The following is a 19110-nucleotide window of genomic DNA, read 5'->3' as shown; positions in this document are numbered from 1 at the left end:
CGGTTTTCCTTATTCAGCGGCGGCCAGGCCGCCAGGCATGCCTTGGCCCGGGGCGGCCGGTTCGTGATGGCCATAGGGACCGCGCTTGACGGTGCGGACGATCAGGCCGACCTCGACGACGGCGAGCGCGCCGTACAGCAGGGTGAAACCCACGATGGTCGTCCACAGTTGCCCGACGGTCAGGCTGGACACGCCCAGGAAGGTCGGCAGCACGCCGTCCACCGCCCAGGGCTGACGTCCCAGCTCGGCCAGCACCCAGCCCGCCTCGACGGCGATCCAGGGCAGCGGCATGATCCATATCGCCGTCTTCAGCAGCCAGCGCGCATCGAAGCGACGGCGCGCGGCCATGACACATGCCACCGCGAATACCGCGATCTGTACGAAGCCGATCAAGGCCATGATGCGGAACACCCAGAACATGACGGGCACGTCCGGCACCGTGTCCCAGGCGGCCTTTTCTATCGTGGCGCGATCGGCCGTGCGCGGATCCTGCACATAGCGCTTCAACAGCATGCCGTAGCCCAGGTCGCGGCGATGCTGCTCGAACTGCTCGCGCGCCGCGGCGTCGCCGGGCTGCTGCTTCAGCCGCTCCAGCGCGTCGTAGGCCTGCACGCCGCTTTCGATGCGCGACTGGGAAACGGCCACCAGTTCGAAAATTCCCGCGACCGGCTTATCGATGGACCGCGTGGCGATCAGGCCCAGCAGATACGGGATCTTCACTTCGGCGTGGGTCTTGCGCTCCGCCAGGCTGGGGATGCCGAAGGCGGTGAAGGCGGCCGGCGCGGGCTCGGTTTCCCACATGGCTTCCAGCGCGGCCAGTTTCATCTTCTGGTTGTCGGTCAGCGCATAACCGCTTTCGTCGCCCAGGACCACCACCGACAAGGCGGACGCCAGGCCGAAGGCGGCCGCCACGGCAAAGGAGCGTTGGGCCACGCCACGCCATTTCCCACGCAACAGCATCCATGCCGAGATGCCCAGCACGAACACGGATGCGGTCGCATAGCCGGCGCTGACGGTGTGCACGAATTTCGCCTGCGCCACGGGGTTGAACAACACCTCGCGGAAGCTGCTGACTTCCATGCGCATGGTGTCGGGATTGAAGATGGCGCCGACCGGGTTCTGCATCCACCCATTGGCGATCAGGATCCACAGCGCCGACAGGTTCGAGCCGAGCGCCACCATGAAGGTCACGAACAGGTGACCGCGCTTGCTCAGGCGCTCCCAGCCGAAGAACATCAGGCCGACGAAGGTGGCCTCCAGGAAGAACGCCATCAGGCCTTCGATCGCCAGCGGCGCGCCGAAGATATCGCCGACGTAGTGCGAGTAGTACGACCAGTTGGTTCCGAATTCGAACTCCATGGTCAGGCCCGTCGCCACGCCCAGCACGAAGTTGATGCCGAAGATGGTCGCCCAGAACCGGGTGACGGTTCGCCAGATGGGCTTGTCGGTCATCACGTAGATGCTTTCCATGATGACCAGGATGAACGACAGGCCCAGCGTGAGCGGAACGAAAAGAAAGTGATACATCGCCGTCAGGGCGAATTGCAGGCGGGACAGTTCGACTACGTCCATGAGATCGGCCTTGTGTTACGTGACGGCGCCATCGTAGGCCCGCTTATCCGCTCATCCCATGACTTAGCTCAAACGTCGCGCGGATAAGCCGGGGCACACTGGCCCTGCTCCCTTCCCGGTCCACCATCGATGCCAGAAGAAAACCAACACGCGGCGCGCGCCTCCAACGTCGACCCGCGCGCCGCCGCGCGGGCGCTGCGCACGCTGGCGCGCGGCGATGCCGCCGCCAATCGCCGGCTGGCGCTGCTGACTGTCCTGCACACCGCCTGCGTGGCCGCCTGGGCGCTGGCCTTGACGCTGGTCCTGGTGCAGGCGGCGTCCGTGGTCTCGCTCCTGGCATTGGCCGCGGCCACGGCGGGACGTGCCTGGCTGTCGCGGTCCATTTCGCGGCAGGCAGCCTGGCAGGCGTACGGGATCAAGTCGCGGCTGCGCCGCCAGACCGTTACGGCCGCCCTGGCGACGGACCAGCCCCCCGCCGGCGCGACCATGGCCGCCTGCGTCGATGAGATCGAAGCGCTGGACGGCTACTTCAGCCAGTATCGGCCGGCCGAAATGGACGCCCGCATCGGGCCCCTGCTGATTGCCGCCGCCGTAGCCCCGGCCAGCCCGGTGGCCGCCGCCATCCTGCTGGGAACCCTGGTTCCGTTTGCCGCGGTCATGGCCCTGGCGGGCGGCGCGGCCAGCCTCGAAGCGACCCGCCAGTTCGAAGCCCTGGCCAGGCTGTCGGGCCACTTCGTCGATCGGGTCCGCGCACTGCCGGTCATCCTGGCCTTCCAGGCCGAACAAGCCGAGACGGCGCGCGTCGCCACGGCCGCGCAGGAAGTCAGCCGGCGCACGATGAACGTGCTGCGGGTGGCATTCATCTCGTCCGCCGCGCTGGAATTCTTCGCGGCGATTTCAGTGGCCATCGTCGCGGTGTACTGCGGCTTTGCGCTGCTGGGCCTGCTGCCCTTCAAGCCGCTTGAAACCCTGGGCTTCCCCACGGCGTTCTACGCCCTGGCCCTGGCGCCGGAGTTCTATGCGCCGCTGCGGCGGCTGGCGGCGGCGTACCATGAAAAGCAGCTGGGCGAAGCGGCCGCCACCCGGCTCCTGCCGCTGTGGCGCACCCTGCCCGGCCAGGATGCGGGGGCGGCCGAAACCCGCGCCCGGCCGGCTGCCGATGGCACGCCGGCCGAAGCACCGGCCGTACGGTGCCGCGATGCCGTCGTCGCCGCCGGCGAACTGGCGATAGGCCCCATCAACCTGGATGCGCCGGCGGCGGCACTCACCGTGGTCCGTGGGGCCACGGGAGCAGGCAAATCGACCCTGCTCGCCGCACTGCTAGGCCGCGCGCCGCTCAGGTCCGGCGCCATCACGATAGGCGAAACCAGGGTGGACATGGCCGCGGCGCCCGACAGCACCTTCGCACCCTCGCAGATATCGTGGGCGGGCCAGGCGCCAGTCTTCCTGCCCGGCACCATCCTGGAAAACCTGATGGCCGCCGCACCGGGCACCACGCGCGCCGCCGCGCTCGCCATGGCCATGCGCGTGGGCCTGGGACCCGCCCTGGAACGGCGTCCACTGGGCGGCGATACCGTCCTGGACGAAAGAGGCTCGGGACTCTCCGGCGGCGAACGGCGGCGCCTGGCCCTGGCGCGCGCGCTCTTGAAACCCGCGCCCCTGCTGCTCCTGGACGAGCCCACCGCCGAACTGGACGGCGCATCCGAGCAGCGCATAGTGGAATTGATACGCGAGGCCACGCGCGACCGCACCGTCATCGCCGCGACCCATTCCGATACCTTGGCCGCCGCGGCCACCTGTACGTTGCGGCTGGCATGAAGACGCCCTTTCATTTCCTGCCCGATCAGCCCGCGCGCGGTCCGGCCCCGGCCCCCGAGGCAACACGTGCTCCGCGCCGATCCACGGTCGAACGCTTCATCCGCACACAGGCCCGGCTCAGGCGCGCCGATCTGGCGCTGGCGGCGGCCAGCGGCGCGATCGCAGCCAGCGCGGCGACGCTGCTGCTGGGGCTGTCCGGCTGGTTCCTGGCTGGCGCCGCGCTGGCCGGCAGCGCCGGGCCGGCGGCCGTCCAGGCCTTCAACTATCTGCTGCCCAGCGCCGGAATGCGCGGCCTGGCCATCCTGCGCACCGCGGGCCGCTACGGCGAAAGGCTGTTCGGGCATCGGGCAGCCTTCGCCGCGCTTGCCGAATTGCGTCCGCTGCTGTTCGCCGGCATCGCCGCGTCCCCGCCGCACAAGGCGCTCGCGCTTTCCACTGGAGAAGCGTCCGCGCGGCTGGTGCAGGACGTCGATGCCATCGAAGCCGCCTTCGTCCGGCGCCCCGCGCCCTGGATCGCGGCCGCCGCCGCGGGGGCGGCACTGGCCGTGCTCGCGCTCGCCTCGCCGTGGGCGCCCGCCGCATATGCCCTTGGCGTGGGCGCGCAACTGGCCATAGGCCGACGCCTGGCACGGCGCTGGTGCGACGAGGCCGGCCGCGACGCGCTGCGCGCCACCGGGAAGTTGAAGGACGCCCTGGGGGCCTACCTGCCCGCCGCGGCTGAGCTGCGCTGCTTCGGCCTGACAAAAGGCGCCATCGACGCCGTGATGGCGCGCGACGCCGAACTCGGCGCCGCGACCCTGCGGCGCAATCACGCACAGGCGGATCTCGCCGCGATTCACGCGTGCATCACTGGCGCCACGCTGCTGGCCATCGCCATCCTGGCCGCCAAGGCCGCGCTGCCCTTGCTGGCGCTGGCCGTGCTGGCTACGCTGGCGGCCATGGAAGGCACGGCGCCCTTGCTGCGGGCGGCCCAACAGCACGGTGCCCTGCGCGAAGCCGGCGCGCGCCTGGACGCGGCCATGGATCGCGACGCAACGGCCGGCGAATCGCGGGATGAAGCGCCATCGCCGGCACCGGGCCATGCCGCCGCGCTGCGTATCGGCGCCAGCGTATTTCCCGCGGGCTCGCGGGTCGGCATCGCCGGCGCATCCGGATCGGGCAAAACCGCCATGCTGCAAGCCCTGCTCGGCCTGCGCGCGGCACCTCCCAGCTACTTTGCCGTCGACGGCATCGCCCTGGAGAACCGTCCCATCGGCTGGGCGCGCTCCCGCTTCGCTTACCTGCCCCAGGAGTCCGGCCTGCTGACCGGCACCGTGGCGGACAATCTGCGCCTGGGCGCTCCGCTCGCCGACGACGCCGCCCTTTGGCAGGCGCTGGCGGACGCCTGCCTGGACGCCCGCGTCCGCGCCCTGCCCGATGGCTTGCAGACCTGGATAGGCGACGGCGGCCTGGCGCTCTCCGGCGGCGAATGCCGGCGCCTGGCCCTGGCACGCGCGCTCCTGCGCCCCGCGCCCTGGCTGGTGCTGGACGAGCCCACCGAAGGCCTGGACGCCGGCACGGAGCAGCGGGTCATCGAAGCGCTGGACGCGAGATTGGGGCGTACCGGCCAGGGCTTGCTGCTGGTCAGCCATCGGCCGGCGCCCCTGCGGCTGTGCCGCGCGCTGATCGAAGCGTCGGGCGCCGCGTAATCCCGGCGCCGATATACCAGGCGTGGAAAACGCGCGGTACATTTGGCTTCCCGCCCATGTCCGCGCCCGCCGGTGTTCCATGCCCGACGCCCAGGTCCTTCTACGGTTCATCTACAGCCAGCATGCGTTCACCGCCTTGCGCACGCTGCTGGGCGTCATGCTGCCGGGGGGCTATGGCGTACTGATCTTCGACGACGTAGACCTGGCCCTGGGACTGGCCCTGGGCGCGTTCTGCGTATCGCTCGTGGATATTCCGGAAGCGTTCCGCAAGAAGCCGAGACGCATGCTGGGGGCGACGCTGGTACTCGCGCTGGCGGCCGCGGCCATCACGGTGGTAATGAACTATCCCCTGCCTGCCTGGCTCATGCTGCTGGTTATCGCCTTCTGCGCGGGGCTGGCCACGGCCTACGGCACGCCGGGCACGCTGATCGGGCTGTGCGCGCTGATCGGCGTGGACCTGATGCTGGCGCAACGCGATGCCGGCGGGCCGTTGTGGCCCTTCCTGGGATGGATGGTGTGCGGCGGCCTCTGGTACACCGCCTTCAGTACGGCGCTGTGCGCGCTGCTCCCGCAGCAGATCGCACGCCGCGCGGTGGGCGAATCCCTGATGGCTGCCGCCACGCACCTGCGACGGCGCGCGGAATGCTTCGTTCCCGGCGTACCGCTGGACCAATGCCGGCGGCGATTGGCGGACGCGCAGTCGACGGCGATCGACGCGCAGCAGGTCGCGCGCGATGTGGTGTTGGGCGACCTGGCCGCCGACCCGGCCCGCAACGGGCGGCGGCTGCATCTGTTCAACATGCTCACCAGCTCGGTCGATATCCACGACGTCTCGATGGCGCTGTATGACGACTTCACGGCATTGCGCACGGGAGGCGCCGAAGGAGCGACGGCGCGACGCGTGCACGACGCCATCCTGGACATGGCGCGTTGGATCGAAGCCCTGGTGCCGCGCTACGTGCTGGCCGAACCCGTGGCGCCTCCGGGCGCGAATGCCGGCGCCGTGCATGCATTCAAGGCGCGCCTGGACGTGCTGGCCGGGATCATGGCTGAGTTGGCACGCGACGCCAACGCCGGCGCACGGCGACCGGCGACGGACAGCGTCCGGGGCGCTGATCCGAACAACGCTGAGAACAACGCGGAGAACAGCGCAGACACCAGCCGGGACATCGATCTCGCGCTGCGTACCTGGCGCGAGTCCGGGAAACCACCCACGCCATGGCAGGCAATACGCACATCACCGTCCGCACTGCGCTACGCGCTGCGGCTGACGGCCGCGATCGCGGCAGGCACGCTGGTGGCCAAATGGGTAGGCGGCCACAGCACCTGGGTCATCCTGACCATCATGATCGTCATGAGCCCCACGTTCGGCGCCAACCAGCAGCGCAGCCGGCAACGCATCGCCGGCACGCTGCTGGGTTGCCTGGGCACGGCCGTCCTGCTGTGGCTGGGCATGCGGGCCCCGTGGCTCGTGGCGACCCTGATCGTCGTCAGCTATGGCGCCTGCTTCGCGCTGGCGCGCCCGGCCACCTACCTTCCCAGCGTCTTCTTCGGCACCATCGCAGTATTGCTGCTTTACCACCTGCTGGTGCCGGGCTGGTCCATGATCGAACAGCGCGGCATGGATACCCTGATCGGCGGCGCCATCGGAGCCGTCGGCGCTTTCCTGCTACCCGCATGGGAACGCCAGGGCATCGACGCCAAGCTGGCGGCCGCCCGGCTGGCATGCCGCGACTATGCCGCCGCCGTCTTCGCCAGCGACTTCGAGATGTCGCATTACCGGGTGGCGCGGCGCCAGGCACTGGTCAGCGTTCGCACGCTGACCGCCGCACACCAGCGCATGCTGCAGGAGCCGCACGCGCAACAGCGCTCCAGCGCCGAAATCGGTATGTGGCTGACGGCCTGCAACGCCATGGTCGCCGCCTTGGCGGCGCTGGGCCAATGGCGGCGGTCGACCCGAGGCGCGGCGCTACCGGCCGGTTACCGCCAGGGTGCGGCGCTGGTGGCCGGGGCATTGGACGGCGCAATTCCCGCGAACCATCCGGACGACAAGCAGGAGACCCGAGCACAGGCAATGGACGCCTGCCCGGAAGCACAAGGCTTCCCGGTCCTGTCGCTCCTGCTTGGCGCCGTGCGTTCCATGCAGCGTGCCAATGCCCGCCTGGCGTCCAGCCCGGGGCGGATCCGCGCGGACCGGGCCGGCACATAGCGGCCGGCGGCGCGCCTATGCCGCGTCCACCGCCTGCAGCACCTTGCCGAAGAAGGCATCGGCATAGGCGGAATCCAGCCAGCGCACCACCGCCACCAGGCGGCGCTCCGGCTCTATCCAGGTAAACGAACTGCCCGCACCCACGCCGAAGAAGCTGGACGCCGGCACGCTGGGGAACACGCGCCCTTCGTGGTTCAACCAGACCAGGAAACCGTAGTACGGCGCGATCGCGCACGGGGTGCGCATGGCCTTTATCCATTCCGCCGACAGGACCTGTTTGCCATTGGCCTTGCCGTCGTTCAGCAGCATCTGGCCGATCAAGGCCTGGTCCACGCTGCTGATCGACATGCCGCCGCCCCAATGCGAGCCGCCCGGCACCGATTGCATGCGCTTGCCGTCTATCTCGACCCAGGCATTGTCGTAGCCCACCCATTGCCAGTCTTCACTTGCGCCGATCGGCCGCGTAATCGCTTCGCGGAACACTTCCGGCAACGGGCGGCGGAACAGGTGCAGCAGGGCAAACGACAGCTGGTTGATCCGCACATCGTTGTATTCCCAATAGGTGCCCGGTTTGCGCAAGGGTCGCGGATCGCCCTTCTTGCCGTCCGGCGGATCGCCGAAGGTCACCGCGCGATAACGGTCCACCTGGTCCGGCAAGCCGAAGCGCTCGCCTTCCCATTCGCTGGTCTGCTGCAAGAGCTGGCGCCAGGTGATGTCCGCGTTCTGCCCTTCATCGAAGCCGATGCCCGGTACACGCGTGCGCACGGTCTCGTCCAGGTCGACCAGCAGGCCACGGTCGTAGGCCACGCCGGCAAGGATGGCCAGGTACATCTTGGCCACGCTGAAGGTCAGGTCCGCCCGCCGTGGCTCGCCCCATGACGCCAGGGTCTTGCCGTCGACGACGACCGTGCCCGAAACCGGACCACGGTCATGCACGGGCCCGAGCAGCCGGTTCCACGGCGGAGGATCCTTCTGGTGCACGCCCCATACGCCATCCACCGAACGATCCCACGCGGATTCGTGTTCGTCGGCGAACTGGATGGCTTGTTGCATGAGCGCGTTGTTCATGAAGATGTCCGGTAGTGATAGTCGAAGCAAGGCAGGCCTTGCCCGTTCAGGGAAAACATGGATGGGGCGAACGTAAGCTCTGTTATACAAAGACAGCCGACATGCGCCACCCCGATAACGCCGCGGCGATCCCCCGCCGCCGCGGCCGCATCACTCTATCCCATCGCGCAATGCCAGTGCTTTAGGGCATTCCCCATGCAGCGGCCCGTTATCACCGCCGCCGGTATCACCGCAGCACCTTGTCGTACCCCTCGCAGGTCCACACAGGAGCCCATATGGCTGATCGTCGCGCTGTTCCCCTTGTCCCGCCATCCGCATTGTCCGTCGCAACGGTGGTGCGCCCGATGGCCGCATTCGCCGCCGCCATCGCGTTGTGCCTGGCCGCGCCGGCCTGGGCGAACAAGAAGGACGACACGCTGCGCATGGCCTACGACCAGGCTCCGGAAAGCGTCGATCCGTATTTCAACAATGTCCGCGTGGGTGTCATCATCGCGGCCAATGTGTGGGACACCCTGCTGTACCGCGATCCCCTGACCAACGAGTACAAGGGCCAGTTGGCCGAAAGCTGGAAGCAGACCGACGACAAGACGCTGGAATTCAAGCTGCGCAAGGGCATCAAGTTCCACAACGGCGAACCCTTTGACGCCGATTCGGTCGTCTACACGCTGAACTTCGTCGCGGACCCGCGCAACAAGGCAACGACGCAGCAGAACGTGCAATGGATAGACCGCGTCGAAAAGGTCGACCAGTACACCGTCCGCATCCATACCAAGGAGCCCTTCCCGGCCGCCAAGGAATACCTGTCCACCACGGTCGCCATCCATCCCGCCGTGTATTACAAGCAGGTCGGCCCGGCCGGCATGAACGCCAAGCCGGTGGGGACCGGTCCCTACAAGGTGACCGACTACCAGCCGGGGAAATCCATCACGCTGGAGCGCAACGCCGACTATTTCAAGGACTCGCCCAAGCAGCAGCCCAAGATCGGCAAGGTGGTCATCCGCTTCATACCCGACCGCCAGACGCAGATGGCGGAAGTGATCTCGGGGCAGGAAGATTTCATCATGAGCGTGCCCAAGGACCAGGCCGAGCAGTTGGGCAGCATGCCCAATCTGCAGGCCGTCAGCGGCAACACGATGCGCATCGTCTTCATGCAGATGAACACGCTGCCCAACACGCCCGCCCCGCAGCTGAAGGACGAAAGGGTGCGCAAGGCCATCGCCCTTTCCATCGACCGCGAGGCCATCATCAAGAACATCGTCGGCGGGGACGCGAAAATCCTGAACACCATATGCACGCCGTCGCAGGTGGGCTGCACCGACAAGGGCGCGACCATCTACAACTACGACCCCGCGCAAGCGAAGAAACTGCTCGCCGAGGCCGGCTATCCCAATGGCTTCGACATCGACATCGTGGCCTATCGCGAACGCAACCAGACGGAAGCCATCATCAACTACCTGCGCGCGGTGGGGATCCGCGCCAAGTTGAATTTCCTGCAGTACGCCGCGATGCGCGACATGATCCGTGCCGGCAAGGCGTCGCTGACGCACCAGACCTGGGGCTCGAACCTGGTGAACGACGCATCCGCCTCGACACCCGTGTATTTCGCCTTCGGCTCCGACGACATCAATCGCGACGAGAAGGTCAAGCAATGGCTGGACGAGGCCGACCGCACCATCGATCCGGCCAAGCGCGACGCCACCTACCAGGAAGCCCTGGCGCGGATCTCCAGCCAGGCCTATGCGGTGCCGCTCTGGTCGCTGCCGGTCTACTACGTCGCCAGCCAGGAGCTGAACTTCAAGCCCTATCCCGATGAGCTGGTGCGCTTCTGGGAGATGAGCTGGAAATAGGCCGCAGCCGACGAACAGACTGAGGAAACGACATGCTCGGCTTCACGATCCGTCGACTGGGACTGGCCATGCTGGTGGCGCTGACGGTTTCCGTCCTGGCTTTCATGCTTCTGCATCTGTCGGGCGACCCGGCCGTCGCGCTGGCCGGCGAAGGCGCGCGGCAGGCCGACATCGACATGATCCGCAAGGCCTACGGGCTGGACCGGCCCATCGTCGTGCAATACGCCAGTTGGCTCTGGGATGTGCTGCGCGGCCATTTCGGCACATCGGTGTACTTCAAGACCGACGCGGGGCCGCTGATCCTGTCCAAGCTCGGCACCACGCTGCTGCTGGGCCTGTATTCGCTGAGCGTGGCCCTGCTGATCTCGGTGCCGTTCGGCGTACTGGCCGCCCTGTACAGGCACGGCCCGGTCGATCGCCTGTGCCTGGCCTTGGCGGTGCTGGGCCAGGCGCTGCCGAATTTCTTCTTCGCGCTGCTGCTGATCATGCTGTTCTCCCTGACCCTGCGGGTACTGCCGGTGTCGGGCAGCGGCACGTGGCAGCACTTCGTCATGCCGTCCATCGCGCTGGGCTACTACGTCGCGCCGGCCTTCATGCGGCTGATCCGCGCGGGCATGATCGAAGTCCTGGACGCGGACTACATCCGCACCGCCAGGGCCAAGGGCCTGCCGGCCGGCAAGGTCATCTTCAAGCACGCCCTGCGCAATGCCATCGTGCCCGTCGTCGCGCTGGCCGCTGTCCAACTAGGCTATCTGCTGGGCGGCTCCGTCGTCATCGAAACCATTTTCGCGCTCGACGGCCTGGGCTACCTGGCGTACCAAAGCATCACCTTCAAGGACTTTCCCGTCATGCAGCTGATCGTGCTGCTGTTGTCGGTCATCTACGTCCTGCTGACGCTGGCGGCCGACGTCGCGAACGCGTGGCTGGATCCGCGCATGCGGGTTTCCTGACCATGGCCGCGCCTACGCTTCCCATCGCCGCCCAGCCGGCGCCCGCCGCCGACGGCACGCCGGCATCGATGCCCCGGCGGCGCCTGCGTGGCAACGCCGCGCTGCTGACCGGTGGCGGCATCCTGCTGGCCATCGTCCTGATCGCCTTGCTGGCGCCGTGGATTTCACCCCACGACCCGTACGCGCAGAACCTGGCGGCGCGCAACATCCCGCCGGCCTGGTACCCCAAAGGCTCGTGGACGCACCCCTTCGGCACGGACCCACTGGGCCGCGATTACCTGTCGCGATTGTTCTATGGCGCCCGCATTTCGTTGCTGATCGGCCTTTGCGTGGCCGGCATATCGGGCGTGATCGGCACTTCCATCGGCATGGCGGCCGGCTATTTCGGCGGCAAGGTCGACATGGTGGTGTCCTTCCTGATTTCCACCCGCCTGTCGATGCCGGTCATCCTGGTCGCGCTGGCCACGGTGGCCATCCTCGGCGGGTCGCTATGGGTCGTCATCCTGGTGCTGGGCCTGCTCAAGTGGGATCGCTTCGCCGTCGTCATGCGCAGCGCGACGCAGCAGGTCCGCTCGCTGGAATACATCGCCGCGGCGCAGGCGGCAGGCGCTTCCACCTGGCGCATCGTGCGTGGGGAAGTCCTGCCCAACGTCATGCCGCACCTGATCGTCATCGCCACGCTGGAAGCCGCCAGCGCCATCCTGCTGGAAGCGGCACTGTCCTTTCTCGGCCTGGGCGTGCAGCCGCCGACGCCGTCGTGGGGACTGATGATTTCGGAAGCCAAGGCCTATATGTTCTTCTCCTTCTGGCTGATCGCCATTCCCGGTACCGCGCTGGCGGTGCTGATCTTCGCCATCAACCTGGCTGGCGACGGCCTGCACCAGTTGCTGGCGCCCGGCGAAAGGAGCTGACATGGCGACCCATGCCGATATCGTGCTGGACGTGCAGGGCCTGCACGTCGATATCGATACGCAGCGCGGGCCGCTGCACGCGGTACGCGACGTTTCCTTCCAGGTCGCCCGCGGCGACACCTTGTGCCTGGTGGGCGAATCGGGCTGCGGCAAATCGATGACGTCGCTGGCCATCATGGGCCTGCTGCCCAAGGCCGCACGCCGTCGCGCCCGCCGCCTGGCGGTCCTTGGCCAGGACATCGCCGCCCTGCCGAGCCGGCGCCTGAACGCCTTGCGCGGCGACAGGATGGCGATGATTTTCCAGGAGCCCATGACGGCGCTGAATCCCGCGTACACCATCGGCGACCAGTTGACCGAGCACTACATGTACCACCGCCGCGCCGGCGCGGCACAAGCCCGCGAGCGCGCCGTCGAGCTGCTGGAGCGCGTGGGCATCGCGTCGGCGGGCGGCCGCCTGGGCCAATACCCGCACCAGTTGTCCGGCGGCCTGCGCCAGCGCGTCATGATCGCCATGGCGCTGATGTGCGGGCCGGAACTGCTCATCGCCGACGAGCCCAGCACCGCGCTGGACGTCACCATCCAGGCGCAGATACTGCGGTTGCTGGCCGACCTGCAGGCGGAACTGGGCATCGCCCTGGTCCTGATCACGCACGACCTGGGCGTGGTGGCGCGCATCGCCAGCCGGGTCGCCGTCATGTACGCCGGCCAGATCGTGGAGGAAGGACCGGTGGCGGCGATTTTCGAGCAGCCCCGCCACCCCTATACGCAGGGCCTGCTGGCCTGTATTCCCGTGCCCGGCCGCAGCGCGCCGGGCCAGCACCTGGGCACGATCCCGGGCGTGGTACCCGCGCTCACCGGCGAGCTGACGGGCTGCGCTTTCCGCGATCGCTGTCCCTGGGCGGAAGCGGCCTGTGCCCATCACATACCCGTCCGCCATCTCGATCAACATGCCTGGCGCTGCATCCGCCAGGCCGAAGATGCCCTCGTCGCGCCATGACGCCACTCATCCAGGCCCAGGCCCTTGCCCGCAGCTTTTCCGTGCGGGCCGGCATGTTCAAGCCCAAGCGCACGCTGCACGCCGTCAACGGCGTAGACCTGGCCGTGCCGCGTGGCGGCGTGCTGGGCATCGTCGGTGAATCGGGTTGCGGCAAATCCACGCTGGCCCGCATGTTGCTCGGCCTGACCGCGCCCAGTGGCGGCACGATCCGCCTGGACGGCAGCGACATCCGCGAGATGCCTCGCCGGCAGTTGGCGCGTCGTGTGCAGCCGGTGTTCCAGGATCCCTATTCGTCCTTGAATCCGCGCCGCTCCATCGCATCCATCGTATCCCTGCCGCTGGAAGTGCACGGAATCGACAACCCCCGGCAGCGCAAGGCCATGGACATGCTGGAGCGCGTCGGGCTGCCCGCGCGCCTGGCCCGCAACACCCCGGGCCAGCTATCCGGCGGGCAGCGGCAGCGTGTGGCGATCGCACGCGCCCTGGTGATGCAACCGGAAGTCGTCATCTGCGACGAGCCCACGTCGGCGCTCGATGTATCGGTCCAGGCCCAGATCATGAACCTGCTCATGGACCTGCGCAGCGAGTTCAACCTGACCTACGTCTTCATCAGCCACAACCTCGCCGTCGTCGAACATATCGCCACCGAAGTCGCGGTCATGTATCTGGGCAGGATCGTGGAATCGGGTCCGGCGGCACGTATCTTCCGCGAGCCGCGCCATCCGTACACCCAGGCCTTGCTGGCATCCGTGCTGACGCCGGAACCCGGCCTGGGCATCCCTGACATGGGCCTGGGCCTGTCGTTCCCGGATCCGGTCAATCCACCGCCGGGCTGTCCTTTCCACCCGCGTTGCAGGCATGCGATGCCGCGCTGCTCACAGGAAAGACCGGCATTGCTGGCGCACCGGGAAGCGCGCATCGCCTGCCATCTTTATCCCGAAGGCGTGGACGAGCCAGCTGCCGCCCAGGAGTAGCGCCGGCTCGGACGCGATGGCGCTCCCGCTATCCCGCGAACTCCGCGAGTGCCGCCATCACCTCCAGCATGAAGGCATCGGCGATGCGGGATACGGGCTTGCTGGCGGGATACAGCACGGCGAAGTCGTTGTAGAAGGGCGGTTCGAATGGCCGGGTCACCAGGCCGGCGCCATGGGCACCGCCAGCGGTGATGGCATCCACCAGCGCATACCCGGCACCCTGCGACACAAAGGCGCACATGGACGCGAACAGCGGCGTCTCGACCCGTATGTTCAAGCGCGCGCCGCAGGCCTGGAACACTTCCGCCAGATGCCGGGTGCGCGCATGATCCGCCGGTGCCGTCACGATGGGCAGGTCATCCAGATCGGCGGGCGTCACGACTGCGCGGGACGCCAAAGGATGGCCGACGGGCAGCACGCACACGCAGCGCACCCGCAGGCGCTGGGCGTTGATCCATCCCTCGTCATAGGCCGACTCGGAAAAACCAAGGTCGAACTGCTGCATGGCCATCAGGCTGGCGACGGTGGGCGAGCTGTGCGCTTGCAGGATCATCCTGACATTGGGATGCCGCGCGAGAAACCCGGCCGCCACCTTGGGCAGGAATTCAAGCGCCAGCATGGGCAGCGCGGCGATACGCAGCGTCCCTTCGTCAGCGTGGCGGATGTCCGTCGCAAGGCGTTCCAATCCGTCCAGGCGTTCGAGCACTGCCGATACTGAACGGTAGAACAGGGCCGCTTCGCTGGTGGCCTGCAACCGGTTGCGGTCGCGTACGAACAGGTTGAAGCCCAGGTCGCGCTCCAGGCCCGCGATCAGCGCGCTGATCGCGGGTTGCGATATGCGCAGGCGCGTCGCTGCGCCGGTTACCGAACCAGCCAGCATGACGGCCGCGAAAGCCCTGAGTTGTCGGATATTGAGCATGGTATCCAAGGCGCTGGGGTATCCAATACGCTTATGGAACCAGAACTAAAAACGATTGGACCCCGGGTATGCCGGAGGCTAACCTAATTGCGCCACCACGAACAGGGGCCGCCACGACACACGTGGACGCTAGCTACAACAGATCAAGGGAAATCATGAACGCGAACCATGGTGCGCGCGCTTTGCTTGCCTGTTTGGTTGTCGGCATCGCAAGCGCCTATCACTCCCCCGCCGCCGCGCAGGGATACCCCACGCATGCCATCCGCCTGGTCGTGGGCTTCGCCCCCGGCGGCAATACCGATATGATGGCGCGCCTGACCGCGGAGCAATTGACGGCGCGGCTGGGACAGTCCGTCGTGGTCGAGAATCGCGCCGGCGCCGGCGGGACCGTCGCATCCGTGGCCGTGGCCAAGGCGCCCGCGGACGGCTACACCTTGCTGTTTGCGTCAACCTCGCATGCCATCAATGCGGCCATCTACAACAAGCTCCCCTACGACACGCTGAAGGATTTCCGTGCGGTCGCCCCCGTCGCCCGTACGCCCAAGGTGCTGGTGGTCAATCCTTCCTTGCCGGTGCATGACGTCAAGGAGTTCATCGCGTACGTGAAGAGCCATCCTGGACTGACCATGGCGTCGGGCGGGCCGGGATCCTCCGCGCATTTCGCCGGGCTGATGTTCAATACCCTGGCCGGCACCGATGTGACGTATGTCCCCTACAAGGGCACGGGCGAGGCCCTGCGCGATCTGCTCTCCGGCGAGGTCTTGTCGTCGATCGATTCGGTCACGGCTTACGTTCCGCTGATCAAGAGCGGGCAGTTGCGGGCCTTGGGCGTGGGCAGCACGAAACCCATGCCGCTGCTGCCAGAGGTGCCGGCCATCACCACTTCCGGCCTGCCGGGGTATGAGGTGGCGGACTGGGTGGGCGTGATCGCGCCAGCGGGCGTACCGGCCGATGTTGTCGCCAAGCTGAACAAGGCGATCAATGACGCCTTGTCCTCGCCCGACGTAATGAAGAAACTGGCCGATGTGGGTTCGATACCGATGCACGAAACGCCGGCCAGCTATGAGAAATTGATCCGGGCCGATATCGAGCGTTTCGACAAGCTGCGCGTCGCCGCGCATATGGAAAAGCAGTAGGAAAGGCAGCAGGAACCAGAACGGGAAATCGATGGGAACGACAATTGATGGAGACGCAATAGCATGACCAAGCAGGTCGCCGTGATCGGTGCCGGAATCGTGGGTGCGTGCATCGCCTTTGCGCTGGTCAAGCGCGGTGCGAGAGTCGTGTTGATCGACCGGGACGAACCCGGCCGTGCATGCAGCTACGGCAATCTGGGCGCCATCAGCGAAAGTTCGATCGCGCCCCTGGCGATGCCCGGCATCGTCTCGACCCTGCCGTCGATGTTGACGGACCGTGACAGCCCCTTGGCCTTGGCCCCCGGTTACCTGCCGCGTGCGCTCCCATGGCTGTGGCGCTTCCTGGCCTCGGCCAAGCCGCAAGTCGTGCAAACCAACGCCGACCGGCTGCACGAGCTGTACCAGGGCAGCTACGCCGCGCATGCCGCGCTGGCGCAGGAGGTCGGCGTGCCGCATCTGTTGCAGCAGAAAGGACACCTGTTTCTCTATCCCGACGATGAGGCCCGCGCCAAGGACAAGGCCACCTGGGCGCTGCGCAGCTCGCACGGGCAGCGGCTGGACTATCTCGACCGCGCCGGTATCGAGGCGCTGGAGTCCGGACTTCCCGCCAGGTATCGGTCCGCCGTCCTCATTCCAGATCACGCTACCGTGCTGGATCCCTTGCGCTACGTGCAGGCGATCGTGCGGGCCTTCGTCGAGCGCGGCGGCGAGCTGCTGCGGGCGAATGTACGGACGGTGAAACCATCGGCGGGCGGTTGGACGGTGATGAATGACAGCGCCCCGATCGAGTGCGACGAAGTCGTCGTTGCGGCAGGGGCTTGGGCGCCGCGCCTGTTGGGCACGCTGGGCATCACGCTGCGGCTCGAAAGCCAGCGGGGCTATCACGTCCAGTACCCGGGCCAGTCCGCGCTGATCTCGCGCACGGTGGTGCTGGCGGACAAGAAGGTTTTCATGGCGCCCATGATGGACGGCCTGCGGATCGGCGGCACCGTGGAAATCGCCGGTCTCGATGCTCCTCCGACCGCGCGCCGCGCGGCCGTGCTGGAACGGCTGGCGTTGGAGATTTTTCCGCAGTTGGCGGGCGTGCAGCCGCAACATTGGATGGGACATCGGCCGTGCATGCCGGATTCCGTGCCGGTGGTCGGACCCGCGCCCGGGCACGCCGGCCTCTGGCTGGCCGTCGGGCATGGCCACCTCGGCCTGACCGGGTCCGTCAACACGGCCCGGCGGTTGGCAGATGCCCTCATCAATCGTCCCCAGGTGTAATCATGGCAACTTTCGTCACCCCAACGTTTCGTCCCGTCATCACCTCGGCGAACTATGCCGTCTCCGCCGGCCACTACCTGGCCACGCAGGCCGGCATGCGTATCCTGCAAATGGGCGGCAATGCCGTCGACGCCGGGGTGGCCGCGGGCGTCTGCATCAACGTCACGCAGCCTGACCTGACCAATCTGGGCGGGGTGGCCCCCATCATCATCTATCTGGCGAAAACCCGCGAAGTCGTCACCATTTCGGGCCTGGGCCGCTGGCCGAAGAAAGCCAGCCTGGAATACTTCCGCGACGAACTCAAGGGCGAGATTCCCCTGGGCGTGAAGAACGCGATCACGCCGTCGGCCTGCGACGCCTGGCTCACGGCCCTTGCGCGCTACGGCACCATGACCCTGGGCCAGGTGCTGGAGCCCGCGCTCCAGCTGGCTTCGGAAGGTTTCCCGGCCAGCCGCCTGTTCACCCACATGCTGACGGGCATCCACGCCAATCTCATGCAATGGCCCACTTCCAGGGAGTATGTCCGGCCGGACGGCACGCCCTACCAGACCGGCGACATGGTGCGCCAACCGACCTTGGCGGGCACGCTGCGGGTATTGATGGACGCCGAACGCGAGGCCGCGGCGCGGGGATGCGACCGCGCGGCGGCGATCATGGCCGCGCGCGACGTGTTCTACAAAGGCGATCTGGCCGAAAAAATGGCGCGCTTTTCGCAGGAACAAGGCGGCTTCCTCGACTATGACGACCTGGCCGAATTTTCCGTACGCGTGGAGCCGCCGGTCAAGACGACATACCGCGGCTACGAGGTCTTCGCCTGTGGACCGTGGTGCCAGGGTCCCGTACTGCCGCAGGCGCTCAATATCCTGGAGAACTACGACCTGGCCTCCTATGGCCATAACTCGGCCAAGAGCCTGCATGTGATCATCGAGGCGCTGAAGGCCAGCTTCGCGGACCGGCACGCTTACTACGGAGATCCGGACTTCGTCGACGTTCCCATCGACGGCCTGCTCAACAAGGATTACGCCAGGCAGTGGGTCGAGCGGATTTCGCTGGAGTCGGCCTGGAAGGACATGCCGGCACCCGGCGACCCGTGGGCGTACGAAGGCAAGACGGGCCGCGCGGGCTACCAGCCGCCCGCGCCGCAACCGGGTCCCTTGGGATCCGACACCAGCTACTGTTGCGTGGTCGATCGGGAAGGCAATGGCTTTTCCGCCACGCCCAGCGATGGCGTGCGCTACACCCCGGTGGTGCCCGGCGTCGGCGTGGTGCTGTCGCCGCGCGGCTTCCAAAGCTGGCTGGATCCCAGGCATCCTTCGTCATTGCAGCCGGGCAAGCGGCCGCGCCTGACGCCCAGCCCCGCCCTGATGCTCAAGGATGGCAAGCTGGCGATGACGTTCGGCACACCCGGCCTGGACGTCCAGCCGCAGGCGATGGCCCAGCTCATCCTGAATGTCGTGGACTACAAAATGGACGTGCAGGCAGCCATCGAGCAGCCGCGTGTGGCCACCTTCAATTTCCCGGCCAGCCAGCATCCTCACAATTACACGCCAGGCCACCTGTGCGCGGAGGGCCGCATCCCCGAGTCGACGCTGGCGGAGCTGGCGGCCAAGGGACACCAGGTCACCAAGTGGCCGGACTTCATCGCCAGCGCGGGTGCGTTGTGTGCGATCTGCGTGGATACGGAATACGGGCCGCGCGCCGCCGGCGCCGATCCGCGGCGCACGGCCTATGCCATGGGGTGGTGACGCGCCTGGA

Annotated in this window: 14 protein-coding genes; 11 read left to right on the top strand and 3 right to left on the bottom strand. The window is 67.4% G+C overall.

The features are described from left to right. Window positions 1–9 precede the first annotated feature (9 nt). A complete protein-coding gene (locus CAL12_RS09845) occupies window positions 10–1572 on the bottom strand; it encodes a cytochrome ubiquinol oxidase subunit I (protein WP_086064321.1) in 1563 nt (520 codons plus the stop codon). Between the two features lie 129 nt (window positions 1573–1701). Here CAL12_RS09845 and CAL12_RS09840 point away from each other — a divergent pair, with 129 nt between their 5' ends. The 3 genes from CAL12_RS09840 to CAL12_RS09830 all read left to right on the top strand — a co-directional run bounded on the left by CAL12_RS09840 (window position 1702) and on the right by CAL12_RS09830 (window position 7287). Further along, window positions 1702–3390, top strand: coding sequence for an ATP-binding cassette domain-containing protein (locus CAL12_RS09840; protein ID WP_086064320.1), 1689 nt, complete (start codon window positions 1702–1704; stop codon window positions 3388–3390). Beyond that, a complete protein-coding gene (locus CAL12_RS09835) occupies window positions 3387–5078 on the top strand; it encodes an ATP-binding cassette domain-containing protein (protein WP_086064319.1) in 1692 nt (563 codons plus the stop codon). The genes CAL12_RS09840 and CAL12_RS09835 overlap by 4 nt, the downstream gene beginning before the upstream one ends. 79 nt (window positions 5079–5157) lie before the next feature. Continuing rightward, window positions 5158–7287: an FUSC family protein gene (locus tag CAL12_RS09830; RefSeq protein WP_086064318.1), complete on the top strand. Its 2130-nt coding sequence runs from the start codon at window positions 5158–5160 to the stop codon at window positions 7285–7287. Between the two features lie 15 nt (window positions 7288–7302). On the opposite strand, the gene CAL12_RS09825 is transcribed toward CAL12_RS09830, so the two are convergent. After that, the gene (locus tag CAL12_RS09825) at window positions 7303–8355 is read right to left on the bottom strand and encodes a serine hydrolase domain-containing protein (protein ID WP_086064317.1); all 1053 of its coding nucleotides are present in this window, start codon (window positions 8353–8355) and stop codon (window positions 7303–7305) included. A gap of 344 nt (window positions 8356–8699) precedes the next feature. Here CAL12_RS09825 and CAL12_RS09820 point away from each other — a divergent pair, with 344 nt between their 5' ends. From CAL12_RS09820 to CAL12_RS09800, 5 genes are read left to right on the top strand one after another with little or no spacing between them, the layout of a single operon-like run. Further along, entirely contained in the window at window positions 8700–10202 is a 1503-nt protein-coding gene (locus tag CAL12_RS09820) for an ABC transporter substrate-binding protein (RefSeq protein ID WP_232464762.1), read from the top strand. Between the two features lie 32 nt (window positions 10203–10234). Next, complete coding sequence (locus tag CAL12_RS09815) at window positions 10235–11152, top strand: ABC transporter permease (protein WP_086064315.1); 918 nt, start codon at window positions 10235–10237, stop codon at window positions 11150–11152. A 2-nt stretch (window positions 11153–11154) separates the two neighbouring features. Further along, a complete protein-coding gene (locus CAL12_RS09810; protein WP_086064314.1) occupies window positions 11155–12063 on the top strand; it encodes an ABC transporter permease in 909 nt (302 codons plus the stop codon). Window position 12064: 1 nt separating this feature from the next. Continuing rightward, the gene (locus CAL12_RS09805) at window positions 12065–13060 is read left to right on the top strand and encodes an ABC transporter ATP-binding protein (RefSeq protein ID WP_086064313.1); all 996 of its coding nucleotides are present in this window, start codon (window positions 12065–12067) and stop codon (window positions 13058–13060) included. After that, window positions 13057–14034, top strand: a complete 978-nt coding sequence (locus CAL12_RS09800) for an ABC transporter ATP-binding protein (protein ID WP_086064312.1) — start codon at window positions 13057–13059, stop codon at window positions 14032–14034. Before CAL12_RS09805 ends, CAL12_RS09800 begins: the two co-directional genes overlap by 4 nt. 28 nt (window positions 14035–14062) lie before the next feature. On the opposite strand, the gene CAL12_RS09795 is transcribed toward CAL12_RS09800, so the two are convergent. Further along, complete coding sequence (locus CAL12_RS09795) at window positions 14063–14953, bottom strand: LysR family transcriptional regulator (RefSeq protein WP_157792940.1); 891 nt, start codon at window positions 14951–14953, stop codon at window positions 14063–14065. A gap of 155 nt (window positions 14954–15108) precedes the next feature. On the opposite strand from CAL12_RS09795, the gene CAL12_RS09790 reads away from it, so the two are divergent. The 3 genes from CAL12_RS09790 to CAL12_RS09780 all read left to right on the top strand — a co-directional run bounded on the left by CAL12_RS09790 (window position 15109) and on the right by CAL12_RS09780 (window position 19100). After that, a complete protein-coding gene (locus CAL12_RS09790) occupies window positions 15109–16089 on the top strand; it encodes a Bug family tripartite tricarboxylate transporter substrate binding protein (RefSeq protein WP_157792938.1) in 981 nt (326 codons plus the stop codon). 63 nt (window positions 16090–16152) lie between these two features. Then, window positions 16153–17355, top strand: coding sequence for an NAD(P)/FAD-dependent oxidoreductase (locus CAL12_RS09785; protein ID WP_086064309.1), 1203 nt, complete (start codon window positions 16153–16155; stop codon window positions 17353–17355). Window positions 17356–17357: 2 nt separating this feature from the next. Further along, a complete protein-coding gene (locus CAL12_RS09780) occupies window positions 17358–19100 on the top strand; it encodes a gamma-glutamyltransferase family protein (RefSeq protein ID WP_086064308.1) in 1743 nt (580 codons plus the stop codon). Window positions 19101–19110: the final 10 nt, after the last annotated feature.

This window comes from Bordetella genomosp. 8 (assembly GCF_002119685.1).
Classification (GTDB): Bacteria; Pseudomonadota; Gammaproteobacteria; order Burkholderiales; family Burkholderiaceae_B; genus Bordetella_C.
The sequence above is the reverse complement of the archived record's forward strand: the minus strand, read 5'-3'. Positions and strand labels throughout refer to the sequence as shown.

Bases quoted from the DNA above. Each gene is read 5' to 3' on its own strand.
- CAL12_RS09845 (WP_086064321.1), bottom strand. From the start codon at position 1,572: ATGGACGTAGTCGAACTGTCCCGCCTGCAATTCGCCCTGACGGCGATG.
- CAL12_RS09840 (WP_086064320.1), top strand. From the start codon at position 1,702: ATGCCAGAAGAAAACCAACACGCGGCGCGCGCCTCCAACGTCGACCCG.
- CAL12_RS09835 (WP_086064319.1), top strand. From the start codon at position 3,387: ATGAAGACGCCCTTTCATTTCCTGCCCGATCAGCCCGCGCGCGGTCCG.
- CAL12_RS09830 (WP_086064318.1), top strand. From the start codon at position 5,158: ATGCCCGACGCCCAGGTCCTTCTACGGTTCATCTACAGCCAGCATGCG.
- CAL12_RS09825 (WP_086064317.1), bottom strand. From the start codon at position 8,355: ATGAACAACGCGCTCATGCAACAAGCCATCCAGTTCGCCGACGAACAC.
- CAL12_RS09820 (WP_232464762.1), top strand. From the start codon at position 8,700: ATGGCCGCATTCGCCGCCGCCATCGCGTTGTGCCTGGCCGCGCCGGCC.
- CAL12_RS09815 (WP_086064315.1), top strand. From the start codon at position 10,235: ATGCTCGGCTTCACGATCCGTCGACTGGGACTGGCCATGCTGGTGGCG.
- CAL12_RS09810 (WP_086064314.1), top strand. From the start codon at position 11,155: ATGGCCGCGCCTACGCTTCCCATCGCCGCCCAGCCGGCGCCCGCCGCC.
- CAL12_RS09805 (WP_086064313.1), top strand. From the start codon at position 12,065: ATGGCGACCCATGCCGATATCGTGCTGGACGTGCAGGGCCTGCACGTC.
- CAL12_RS09800 (WP_086064312.1), top strand. From the start codon at position 13,057: ATGACGCCACTCATCCAGGCCCAGGCCCTTGCCCGCAGCTTTTCCGTG.
- CAL12_RS09795 (WP_157792940.1), bottom strand. From the start codon at position 14,953: ATGCTCAATATCCGACAACTCAGGGCTTTCGCGGCCGTCATGCTGGCT.
- CAL12_RS09790 (WP_157792938.1), top strand. From the start codon at position 15,109: ATGAACGCGAACCATGGTGCGCGCGCTTTGCTTGCCTGTTTGGTTGTC.
- CAL12_RS09785 (WP_086064309.1), top strand. From the start codon at position 16,153: ATGACCAAGCAGGTCGCCGTGATCGGTGCCGGAATCGTGGGTGCGTGC.
- CAL12_RS09780 (WP_086064308.1), top strand. From the start codon at position 17,358: ATGGCAACTTTCGTCACCCCAACGTTTCGTCCCGTCATCACCTCGGCG.